Annotated in this window: 8 protein-coding genes; 3 read left to right on the top strand and 5 right to left on the bottom strand. The window is 30.5% G+C overall.

Annotated features, from left to right (window positions below; all coding sequences use genetic code 11):
* Positions 1-64 precede the first annotated feature (64 nt).
* Together GCL57_RS06590 and exaC are read left to right on the top strand one after the other, a co-directional pair.
* Entirely contained in the window at positions 65-2,473 is a 2,409-nt protein-coding gene (locus GCL57_RS06590) for a phosphoethanolamine transferase (protein WP_152212566.1), read from the top strand.
* A 238-nt stretch (positions 2,474-2,711) separates the two neighbouring features.
* Positions 2,712-4,232 (top strand): acetaldehyde dehydrogenase ExaC, encoded by a 1,521-nt coding sequence (gene exaC, locus GCL57_RS06585; RefSeq protein WP_152212565.1) that lies wholly within the window; start codon positions 2,712-2,714, stop codon positions 4,230-4,232.
* Positions 4,233-4,306: 74 nt separating this feature from the next.
* On the opposite strand, the gene GCL57_RS06580 is transcribed toward exaC, so the two are convergent.
* The 5 genes from GCL57_RS06580 to GCL57_RS06560 all read right to left on the bottom strand — a co-directional run bounded on the left by GCL57_RS06580 (position 4,307) and on the right by GCL57_RS06560 (position 11,895).
* Complete coding sequence (locus tag GCL57_RS06580; protein ID WP_152212564.1) at positions 4,307-7,846, bottom strand: ATP-binding cassette domain-containing protein; 3,540 nt, start codon at positions 7,844-7,846, stop codon at positions 4,307-4,309.
* A gap of 303 nt (positions 7,847-8,149) precedes the next feature.
* Positions 8,150-9,247 (bottom strand): tRNA (adenosine(37)-N6)-threonylcarbamoyltransferase complex transferase subunit TsaD, encoded by a 1,098-nt coding sequence (gene tsaD / locus GCL57_RS06575; RefSeq protein WP_152212563.1) that lies wholly within the window; start codon positions 9,245-9,247, stop codon positions 8,150-8,152.
* A gap of 8 nt (positions 9,248-9,255) precedes the next feature.
* A complete protein-coding gene (locus GCL57_RS06570; protein WP_152212562.1) occupies positions 9,256-10,167 on the bottom strand; it encodes a hypothetical protein in 912 nt (303 codons plus the stop codon).
* Positions 10,168-10,300: 133 nt separating this feature from the next.
* Positions 10,301-11,152 (bottom strand): OmpA/MotB family protein, encoded by an 852-nt coding sequence (locus tag GCL57_RS06565; RefSeq protein ID WP_152212561.1) that lies wholly within the window; start codon positions 11,150-11,152, stop codon positions 10,301-10,303.
* On the bottom strand, positions 11,152-11,895 hold the full coding sequence (locus GCL57_RS06560; protein WP_152212560.1) for a motility protein A: 744 nt from the start codon (positions 11,893-11,895) through the stop codon (positions 11,152-11,154). The genes GCL57_RS06565 and GCL57_RS06560 overlap by 1 nt, the downstream gene beginning before the upstream one ends.
* A gap of 229 nt (positions 11,896-12,124) precedes the next feature.
* On the opposite strand from GCL57_RS06560, the gene GCL57_RS06555 reads away from it, so the two are divergent.
* Positions 12,125-12,529 (top strand): PilZ domain-containing protein, encoded by a 405-nt coding sequence (locus GCL57_RS06555; RefSeq protein WP_152212559.1) that lies wholly within the window; start codon positions 12,125-12,127, stop codon positions 12,527-12,529.

Raw genomic sequence — 12,529 nt, 5'->3', positions numbered from 1 at the left:
TCTGATAAGATTTTCCATGTTTTAATTAGCATCTGTTTAAAGTTTATAGTTTGTATGGAGTTTTATGAAATTTAAAGTTATTATCAATGCTTTCTTATATATAGCATTATTTGCTCTATTGATATTGTATTTTGTACCAATTTATTTTTTTGAAAATTATGAGTTTCAAAATTTTTTTTATACTAAAATAATTAATTTTTTTAATAAGCTTAAAGAGTTATCTTTTCTTTTTCTGATGGCTTTAACCCTTGCAATAAGTATCTTAAATAATGATTTTAAGAAATCTAAATTGTCCTATTTTAATTATGCTTTAATTATATTTGTTTTTCTTATTCTTGTCTTTATATATGATAAAATTGGTGAAATAGGAGCTGATTCTGTTAGAGAGATTTTAAATACCAACCCAAAAGAGTCCCGTGAGTTTATAATAAATTTTTTACTCTTTCCCACATACAGTGTTTCTGTAATTTCTTTTATTTTATCACCAGTCATATTTGCAATTATTTTTAAATTCTATTCTCAAATTAAACAATTTGAGTTTAAATTCCATAAATATATTTTGAAAGTATTTTTTCTCAGTTTGCTTATAATTTTTGTTAACTCTTGTAGAATATTTGTTATAAATTATGGATCTACCGATGATTTAGTATTAAACCAAGACTCGGCAATCGAAAAATTAAAACATAATATTAATTTTCTAGAGAAAAATGAATCTCCTAATATTATCGTTTATATTGGGGAATCTACTTCTGCGTTTCACCAATCTTTTTATGGATATTTTAGAGACACTAATTCTCCTTTGAAGGACAATAAAGAGAATATTACAGTGTTAACAGATGTCTTATCTGCTCACTCTCATACGGCTCCTTCACTATTAAGAGCATTATCTATAGCCCAAGATCCATATACGGATCCTTTGGTGCGAGATAATGAACTTCAACGAATTAATTTAATTCAGTTACTTAATATGAAAGGTTATGAAACCACTTGGTTTTCAAATCAAGGTATTGCTGGAAAATTTGATACAGCTTCTCAACTTTATGGAGCAAAGGCATATAAGAAAAAGTTTTTGAATTTCAAAATAAATGAATCATTTATTTCTAATAATGAAGTTAAATTTGATAGTGAACTTGTAAATTTATTGGAAAATAAATTTAAAGATAAATTTGATAAGCCTCAAGCAATATTTTTGCATTCTTATGCGGGTCATTTTGATTATTGCTCCAATATTCCAAAATCTGAAAAAATCATTTTTAATGATAATTTTTCAAAGGCTAATTTTAGGGATATTTTTGGGAAGTTTTTTATTCAAAATCAAGGTCAACATCTTGAAAATATAGATTGTTATGATTCAGCAATGATTCATATTTCAAAAAATATAAATTCAGTGATTGAAATTGCTAAAAAGAGTTTAAAGCCAACGATTGTTATTTACTTTTCAGATCATGGTGAAGATGTTTTTGGAAATACTTCTCATGATTCTGCTAGGCATAATTTTAAGCATTTACAGATTCCTTTTTATGTCTATTTTAATGACTCAGCTAAGAAGTCACTTCCTGATCAATATCAAGCAGTACAGAAAAACAAAGATAAGCCATTAAGTTTGAGCTGGTTGTCAGATAGCATAATTGATTTAGCTGGAATATCAATTGAGAAATTAAGATCATCTCTTTCCATTTTTAAAATAAGAACAACAGAATTACCTCCTCGGTTTTCAATTTTTAGAACCTCATCTCGAGGAGAAGATCAAGTTGTAAATGTCGATAAAGAAAATATTAAGTTAGAAAATATTAAAGATATTTCTGATGATTTTTTATTCAGAAGAAGAAATTTAAATACACTTGATTTTAATAATAGGGATAGAGTTTGTGTTGAAAATGCAAATAGCTTTATTAAATATTATGAATCTTCATGGTTATTTAATTGTATTCAATTAAATATAGATATTAATTCTAGCGAAAATAAAATATATGCATTTAAAAATGAAAAAACAAACAATAAACTTGAATTATCTGATTTAATAGATAGTATTAAATTTAATGGGAGATTAATTCTATCTATTCATCAAAATAATTTAGATGATTTTAATAAATACATTGATATGTTTAATAATATTTTTGTTCATAACAAAAGAAAAAATATTGCTATTGAGTTTAATTCTTTTTCTGAAGATTTATTAAAGTATGCAGAAGAATTTAATAAAAATGGATATCAGACATCTCTATTTCTAACAACAGATTTGCTAAAAAGTTGTTTGGGTAATTCAGAAAAGGGGATTTGTAAAGATATTAATTCATCTAAGTTTAATTTAATTACTTATAATTCAAATGATAAAATAGAGATTAAGAAGTTAATTAATTTAGATAACTTAAAAACAAGAGTTATTTTCTCAAAAAGCAAGTATAAATTAACTGATAATGATTTTAAGAATGCTGAATATATTACAGTGTCTCTTGAGAGTAAATTTAATTAAAATAAATTATTGAAATTTTTAGCTTTTAAATAAATAATATCACTAATGAGCGTATTTTATCTTGAATGATAAAATACGCTCATTAGTGATATTTCAATATAGAGCAGAAATAATGAAAATAATAACTTATTATATTATATTTTATAAAGAAACAGTCTTGTAAGATTTTTTTATTTATGTACTATGTCCATGTCCTCAAGAAATATTTTCTAATTGCTAATTAAAAGAAAGGGAAGCTATGTTAAATGCAGATCTTCAAAAATTAGATTTTAAAAATCCATTTCGTACTAAATATGAGAACTATATTGGGGGTAAATGGATACCTCCTGTTAATGGAAAATATTTTGAAAATATATCACCAATTTATGGAAAAATATTTACAAATATAGCAAGATCATCTGAAGAAGATATTGAAATTGCTCTAAATGCAGCACACGCAGCGCAGGAAAAATGGGGGAAAACTTCTCCTCAAGAACGTTCAAATGTTCTATTAAAAATTGCGGATAGAATGGAAGAAAATTTAAATTTGCTTGCTCTAGCTGAAACAATTGATAATGGAAAACCTCTTAGAGAAAGTAGAGCTGCAGACATTCCTTTAGCAATTGATCATTTTCGTTACTTTGCTGGATGTGTGCGTGCACAAGAAGGAACTTTAAGTGAAGTGGATAGTGAAACTATAGCATATCATTTTCACGAACCACTCGGAGTAGTGGCGCAAATTATACCATGGAATTTTCCAATTCTTATGGCTGTTTGGAAAATGGCTCCAGCACTTGCTGCTGGAAATTGTGTGGTATTAAAACCAGCGGAACAAACGCCTGCTTCAATTCTTGTTTTAATTGAACTCATTCAAGATATATTGCCTCCTGGGGTCTTAAATATTGTGAATGGTTTTGGCTTAGAGGCTGGGAAACCATTGGCTTCAAGTTCAAGGATTGCAAAAGTAGCTTTTACGGGTGAAACTTCAACGGGGCGTTTGATAATGCAATATGCATCACAAAATTTAATTCCCGTTACTTTAGAGCTAGGTGGAAAATCTCCAAATATTTTTTTCAAAGATGTTCTTGCGAAAGATGATGCATATCTAGATAAAGCTGTCGAAGGTTTTGCCATGTTTGCTCTCAATCAAGGAGAAGTTTGTACGTGTCCATCTCGGGCGTTGGTGCATGAGTCTATTTATGAAGAATTTATGGAGAGAGCAATTAAAAGAATTAAGGCAATTAAGCAAGGAAATCCATTGTATGAAAGTACAATGCTAGGAGCTCAAGCTTCTAAGGAGCAAATGGAAAAAATTCTTTCCTATATTGAAATAGGTCAAAGCGAAGGCGCTCAATTACTCACAGGGGGGCGCAGAAATATTATTGATGGCAACCTGTCTGAAGGTTATTATGTTGAACCGACAGTTTTTAAAGGCAGCAATAATATGCGTGTATTTCAAGAGGAAATCTTTGGTCCAGTCGTTTCTGTTGCAACATTTAAAGATGAAGAAGAAGCGTTGCATTTAGCAAATGATACTTTATATGGATTAGGGGCGGGAATTTGGACGCGCGATATTGCTTTGGCTTATCGTTTGGGTCGTGAAATAAAAGCTGGACGAGTATGGACAAATTGCTATCATCTTTATCCTGCTCACGCAGCTTTCGGTGGATATAAACAATCAGGAATTGGGCGAGAAAATCATAAAATGATGCTAAGTCATTATCAACAAACTAAAAATTTATTAGTGAGTTATAGTGATAAAGCATTAGGTTTATTTTAAAAATATAAAAAATATAAATAGAAACTTTATTCTATTTATATTTTTTATTCATAAAAAAACCATACGAATTTATTTTAAATACTTATAACTCGATCTGCTGAGGCTAGGATATCAGTTCTATGAGCAATTATAATTATAGTTATTGTTCCTTTAAGATCTTTTAATTTTTTCAAAATAATTTGTTCACTTTTAATGTCAATATTTGCTGTAGCTTCATCAAGTAAAAGAACTTTAGCTGGTTTAAGTAAAGCTCTTGCAAAAGATAAAATTTGTCTTTGTCCAACACTGAGTAAAAACTTTTCGCTTAAGACATTAGTATGAATTCCTTCAGGAAAAGAATTTATCATTTCTAGAATGTTCAATTCAGAAAGGAGTGAGAAAATCATCTCATCTTTGCATTTATCATGAGGATCAAGATTATAGCGGATGCTGCCAGGGAAAAACTGAGGATTTTGTAAAACTATAGATATTTGCTGGCGAATTTCCTGAGTTGAATAAGTTTCAATACCTTTACCATTGAAAAATATTTGTCCATGAGAATAATCATAGAATTTTAGAAGAAGCGATAATATTGAACTTTTTCCTGATCCTGTTTTTCCAACAATTCCTATTGTTTCCCCAAAGTTTATTGAGGTTGAAAAATTATTTAGCACATATCTCTCTTGATTTTCATATTGCATATAAACATTTTTAAATTCTATGAAACTGCCTTCTTTATTACTTGATATTATTTTACTTTTATTTTCTGAAACTCCAACTTTTTCATAGCTAAATTCCTCAACTCTTTCAAGAGAAACAAGTCCTTGTTCAACATTTGAAAATGAATGTGAAAAATTAAAGACAAAATGTAAAATATCGATCATTATCCATGTTGTTATTAAGGATAAAATAGGTGCGCTTATGCTTCCTACATGAATGAGAAAAATTCCAATAAGACTAATAATTAAAATAAGTAAAGCATTGTTTAAAAAGCACATAAAGCAGTGCCACATATCAATGTCTGCCTCTAGTATTTCCATTCTTACTTCTTCTTGAAGATTTAAAATATATTTTGAGAAGAACCACTCTTGCATATTAAGTGCGCTGAGGATATTTTGACCTTGATAGCTCTCTCGTATGTTATTAATACGCGATGCTCTTGGTATTGCTATTTTTCTATTTAATGCTCTTGAGGAGTGGATATATAATTTTAATATTTTATATTGCAATAAAATAATTGGAAAAATGAGAAGTATAATTATAGGTTTGATTAAAAATAAGCTTATTAGAAAAAAAATCATTTCAAATATTACACACAGAAATTTTTGAAAATATTTTGGTAATTTAGAGTCTAAGATTGAAATATCATGTGAAAAGCAGCTTATTACCCTCCCTGTAGTCAAAGTGTCAATTGATTTTAAAGGAGAAAATAACAGTTTATTTAAGCTTTTAATATTTAAAAGTTCAGACACATATACACCCCTATAACTCCAGAGGAACGTTAATAATGCAATACTCAATGCACTTAAAAGTCCAAATAGTGAGTAAATTAAAATATTACTCATATTTGAAAAATTATTTATAAAATTAAAATTCATAATCGATAAATTTTTAGAAGACCAAAAACTTAGCCATATATCTTGAAATTTTGGTAAAAATGCAGTGCCTATAAACAATATTAAAAAAATGATTAAATAGAATATTCCATATAATTTTTTAGTCTGTAAAATTGCTCTCAAGTAAAATAAGTATGTCTTGAATGAGTTCTTTAAATTTTCAATTTCTAGTTCATCATTAACATTAAATCCTTGAGGAATTTTCTTTTTATCATTTTGTATGACTTTGTTCAGTTCTGAAGAGTTATGAGCCTTCTGATAAAAATCAATGAAGTTAGATGAGAAATTTATAAGGTCATTAAAATTTCCATCAGCTAAAATATTACACTTATCGAGTAAAATTATGCGATCAAATAAATGAATATAATTTAAATTATGTGTTGCAATAATGAGACTTTTTTCTTTCCATAATTCACAAAAAAGTCTGTTAACAATTTTTTCTGCAGTCTGCATATCAAGTGCAGATAAAGGATCATCAAGTAAAATTATTTCTGTATTCATTGTGGCAGCACGTGCAAGTGCTATTCTCTGCTTTTGTCCTCCTGATAAATTAACACCATTTTCACCTATTAAGGTTTCAACTCCATTTTTCAAGAGTTTGATATCGTCTTCTAAGTTTGCGGCATGAATGAATTTATCTAAATTTAAGTTTGAATTTCCTAAACTAATATTTTCTCTTATTGATGCATTCATGATCCAAGGTGTTTGTTTAATAAAAAGAGGATTATCCTGCAATAAGATTTTACCTTTTTTTATGGTTTTAAAACCAGACATAATCTCAAGTAATAGGCTTTTTCCTGAACCAATTTTACCAATAATTGCAACTTTTTCACCTTTTTTAAATGACAAATTAAAATTTGGATTTTTTGTGTTGATTTTTATGCAATTTTCATGATCTTTCTTTAAATTATTTTCAGTTAACTCTTCTTCTTTGGAGTTTTTTATAAGGTTAAATAATCTGTTTAAAGAAGCTTTCCCACTGGAGTATATTTGAATGAATTCAAATGATTCGAAAATAGAAGATTCAAGTGTTTTAAATAATCCAAGGCATGTAAATAAAACTGGCAATGTGAGTTCATGTCCAAGCGCTAAAAAACAAGCGAGAGTTGAAATGCAAAGAATGCTTTGTAATATTGAAATAAGTTTATATGTAAATGCATAATATTTGGTATTTACTTTAAATTTATTTAATTCTCTATTTCTTATTTCAATAATTTTATTATGGAAATATTTTTCAAGTAAATAAGATTTAATATTTCTTATTTGTGAGAATAGTGAGTTAAGAATTTGTATACGATTGTCTTTTTCTTCTTGGATTTCCTCGTCTTTTTTTGTCGTCTTAGAAACAACCCATTTTATGAGTGGTATAAAAATTAAAAGTATTCCTATCGCAAAAAATGCTGATATACCTAAGTAATAAAAAAGTAAAATAAGACAACCTAAAGAGATGAGAAGATCATGAATAAACTCAAAAAAGCTGAAAATCATAGTTGAAAATTCCTCGATGTCGCTTGTTGAGTTATTTATAATTAGAGCTTCGTTGAACTCTTCTCTGTATAATTTGGGAATTTTTTTAAAGATATATCTAGCAAAAAAATATTTTGTAAAATATTGAAAACGATAATTTTTTTTAAAGTATTGTGCTGTAATAATTCCATTAAAAAATATGCTTGATGTCATTAAAAGTGAAGAAAGAATGGCGGAATGAATGTTCTTAAAATACATGATTTGATTTATAAAGTAATACAGTGCAAAAAATGAAAGAAGGGAAAATAGAACTCTTAATAACATAAGAGTAATAAGTAATAATATTTGCTTTTTAGTTCTGTCTAAAAAGCTTTTAGCTAAATGCATTTTGCTTTTATAGTTTAATTTTCTTTCAAATTCATTTAAATATTTATCGCTAAAAACTGGAGCAAGAGTTGGAACGTCTGTTTCAGTCCAATTAGAGTCTTTATTCAGAATTTTTTTAAAAACAGGAGTTAAATATAGAAAGAATAAGTTCTTTAATAATTCCATTTTTTATTGTGCTTTCTTAAATTTAATTTTTTAATTTAAAAATTGGCAATAAAATATGAAAGAATTATATAAACATACACTCGAAGAAAAGGGTATTAACTTATATTTGGTATTTCTATGTATTTATTGCCAAATTATTTGGAAATAATAATTAAGATATACTTGGTAATGAACATGGAATTCTCCTTGAATTTAAAAATCAAGATTGAAACTTTCTGTGTATATTGACTCAGAAAATTGATTAATGCAATAATATCTTATGAATAAAAAAATTAATGTCAAGATTTTTAAAAATTTTTTCTCTTAGTGATACTTTGCAAATGGATGCTGAATAAATCCTTCCGCATTTTCACTAAGGGCGGCTTGTAATGCAATCATAGTGGCATTGTCAGAACACAACGAGGGAGGAGCAAAATAAGTAGGTTTATTTAATTTTGAAAAAAGAGCTCTAAATTTTTTATTTTGTGCTACTCCTCCCGCGACTAGGACTGATTTAATTTCTGGATAGTCTTGTAAAGCATTTTCAACTCTATTTAATAATTGCGATAGAGCTGCATTTTGAAACGCATATGCAATTCCTTGTTTTTTTTCTTTACTCAAATCTTTTCCAGTGATTTTACCTTTTTTTATTCCTGTTTCTTTACGAATAGTTTCCATAACAGAAGTTTTAATTCCACTATAAGAAAAATTATATCTATTTTCTTTGTTAGCCGGCTTATTTGGAAATGTAAATTCATTTATATTTCCCGACTTTTCAGCTTGCTTAGCTAATTCTTCGATAAGTGGGCCACCTGGGTAACTCATTCCAAGTAGTTTTGCGACTTTATCAAACGCTTCACCACAGGCATCATCTAAACTTTTTCCTAGAATTGTTCGATCAGTCGGGGAATTTAATAAACTCAAATGGCAGTGACCACCACTGACTGTTAATGCAAGAGCTGGATAAGTTATAGTATCTACATCATGCCAAGCACGTAAATCATCTTTTGGTGAAAATTGTTTTAATAATAGAGCAGGTGCTAAGTGTGCATCAACGTGATTAACAGAAATAAGCGGAATATTTAGTGCCATAGCAAGGCCACGTGCAAATAAAACTCCTACCATAAGTGCTCCAATGAGACCGGGTCCCATTGTTACCGCAATAGCTGACAAATCGGATTTTTTTAATCTTGAGACTTGCAATGCTTTATTTGCAATTTCATAGATTTTAGCAAGATGATCGCGTGCTGCAACCTCCGGAACAACACCGCCAAATGGTGCATGGCTTTCCATTTGGGATTCAACCTCATGGGCAAGTATATTTAAAGAAATAATTTGTCCTTCGGCATTCTTTTTTACTTTAATAATAGAAACTGCTGTTTCATCGCAGGAACTTTCAATAGAGAGAAGTGTATTTTGCATAGTAATTTTTACTGAGCTTTAGCTTGAGAGGAATTGGATTGTGCCGTTAAGTTTGCAAGACGGCCCGCAGAAGCTTTTCCTTCGGGCATATTTGCATATACTTTAGCGCATTCTTGATAATATGTTTTAGCAATTAAATTATTTTTTAAATATACATAACTATCTCCTGCAAGCAGAAGGGCTCTTGCATTTTTTGGAGCATCTGGGAATCTTTCAATATATGAGGTAAAGTCAAGTGCTGCATTTTTAAAATCTTGAATTTTAAATCGAGCTTCTGCTCTATATTCTAATGCAATTTGCTGCATTGGTTCTGAGGCATCAGTGGCTATTAAAATTGCTGAGCTATTGTCTATGACTTGTTTGAATTTACTTTGCTCAAAGTCAGTTTTTAAACTTTTAGTAATTGAAGGAATCGTTTTTAATTTCTCAGGAAGCTTTGCTTTTTTGTTATTATTTAAACGATTGTTTAACATTATTTCAATACGTGCAATTTGTCTTTGCAATGCGATAAATTCGTGATTATTATTTAAAGTAATCACATTTTGTTCGCTACCACCGTTCCCAGATGTTTCTTCCATTCTTTTGAGACGTGCTTTCAGTTCGTCTACATTTCCTTGTGTAAGTTGGATTTGTGTTTGTAAATTTTGCACTTCATTTTGTGAAGAAATTGCTGTTTGGGTCGTATTAGTTATTTGTTGATCTCGAGAGCTGAGCTGTTCTTGAATCTGGAAAATTTGTCCCTGCAATTGACTGATTGAAGATTGAATTTGATCTTGACGAGAAGAGGTCATGCATCCAGACATTAAAAGACTTGTTGAAACGATCAAAAATAAAGGGGTTTTTGGATTCAGAGAATATGTTGAGCAATGCTCCTTCAAATTGATAAAGGAATGGTTTTTTTTAAAATTAAGAAATGACATGGAAGTCTCCATAAAGTTTTTTAAAAACAATAATTAGGGATTTTTTACTTAAATCAGCATAATTTGTATTTAAAAAATACACTCTAATCCCTGAATCTATATTATATATCTCAGATTGAGCAATGCTCAAACATTATTCTTTGTTCGATTTTTCTTCATTGCCTAGTTGTTCATCGGGTGGGATGTAATCAGTTGGATTATCATACAAAATTTTCAGATCAACGCGACGATTCAATGCTCTATTTTCAGCTGAGTCGTTTTCAGCAAGTGGACGCGTTTCAGCAAAACCTGCAGGATAAACACTTCCAACAGGAAATAGATTTGTGTTTAGCAGAAATTTTGTGACAGAAGTTGCTCTCAAGGTGCTGAGTTCCCAATTTGACATACCATTTCGTTCGTAAGGAATATTATCAGTGTGCCCCTCAACTCGAATAACTCTTCCAATACCTTTCAGAACTTCTGCAACGGCTTGAATGAGTTTAGATGCTTCAGGCGCTAAATTGTATTCCCCAGGGGCAAAAAGAATGCGCGCGAGTAATGTGATACGAATTCCCTCTGGGTCACGAGCTACATAAATAACTCTGTCTACAGGTTTTTTTGCGCTATCAGGAAACTGCTTGGTTCCATATAACCTCTCGGATAGTTTTTGTTCGACGGCTTTTGCTTGTGCAGATATAATCGCAGCTCTCTCTCTTATGATTTTTTGCAGAATTTGTTCTCGACTTGTGTTGCCTTTAATGTAGCGGAAAATACCTTCTGTTGCTGTTGGGCCCCGCGGAATTGTACCCTCTTCCTTGGGGATTTCCTCCTTAATACCAAAGGCTGTTTGCATCGATTCCGTGACTTGTTTGACTTTAGAGGTATTAACAATTGCAATGGCATAAAGAACCACGAAAAGTGCAAAGAGAAGTGTCATCATGTCAGCAAATGCGACAAGCCAGCGTTCATGGTTTTCAAATTCGGGGCACTTCTTTTTCTTTGGCATTAGTGATGAACCATTCCATGTAATCTTTCTACTAGCACTTTAGGAGCTGTTCCTTGAGCAATTCCTATGATTCCAGTAGCAACCATTTCTCTAAAAACCTTCTTGTGATGACACATTCTTTTAATTTTTTTTCCCGCAGGTAAGGCAAATAGATTTGCAAGAGCCACTCCATAAAGTGTTGCAATAAATGCTGTCTTAATTCCAGGGCCAATTTCTGGTGGATTGTCGAGATTGAGCATCACCACCATGAGTCCAAGCACCGCACCAAGAATACCAATGGTTGGAGCAAAAGCGCCCATATCTTCCCAAAATTTTGCAGCAATTTCTTCTTCTTCATACATCATATCAATTTCAGAAAGGAGAATATTCTCGATTATGAGTGCTTCTGTATTCATGGAGACCATTTCAATACCTTTTTTCATCAGTTGATCTTCGAGTTTGTCGATTTCTTTTTCGAGTGCAAGCACTCCATCTTTACGAGCCAATTGAGCAAGGCGTTCAATTGATGAAATAGCGCCTTCTGAATCCATCTTTGGACCATTTAGAAATAAACCAAGGGATTTAAAAGAAAAAACAACATCTTTCATTGGATAGGCAGTCATAACAGCAGCCATAGCTCCTACTCCCACGATCATGGCCGCGGAACCACCCCATAGCATAGCAGGTGAGAGTCCTTTTAAAACAGCAGTTCCAACGACTGCGATGGCACCAAGTATGGGACCTATAATGCTAGAAAGTTCCATATCAAAACCTCATGTTTTGAAGATTTTAAAATCTGAAATATCTAGTCGTATTTTAAGGGTATTAATCCTTAAATTATATTGGAATTTTTGACGTACGAGAAAGATCTTGCAGCGAAGCAAACAAATAGTTTTTACAAAAGACAGGATAAAAAGAATGATTTTTCACTCATAAACTCTTAAATTCTTCCGATCTCTTTTGAGTTCAGTTATTCTTAAATTCGGAGCTCCTATGACGGATTCATCTGGCGTTGAAAATAGAGTTCATCAGCGTTTTACGAGCAAAGCTATTGTTCAAATCACAACTGATGAAGATGATACTGTAACAGTTATGGGAACGATAAATAATATTTCTGCTGGTGGCGTGAGTCTTAATTTAGAAGTTGATAATATAAAACGTGGATATAAAGTGGGTTGCATTGTTACATTTGAAATACCGGTAAAAATGTTTGGGATTGACTCTGAAGATAAATTGAAATTAAAGGCTGAAATAAAAAGAGCTACAAATTTAGGTAAGACAATTTCTTGCCAATTTCAAAATCTGAAAGACTCTGAAATAGCAGTTTTGAATAAGGGACTTCGTATATTAGAAGTTGTTAATAGAATTTCAAGTAAGCATAATCAACAAAATCATTAA

This window comes from Fluviispira multicolorata, from assembly GCF_009208585.1.
GTDB classification, from domain to species: Bacteria; Bdellovibrionota_B; Oligoflexia; order Silvanigrellales; family Silvanigrellaceae; genus Silvanigrella; species Silvanigrella multicolorata.
The sequence above is the reverse complement of the archived record's forward strand: the minus strand, read 5'-3'. Positions and strand labels throughout refer to the sequence as shown.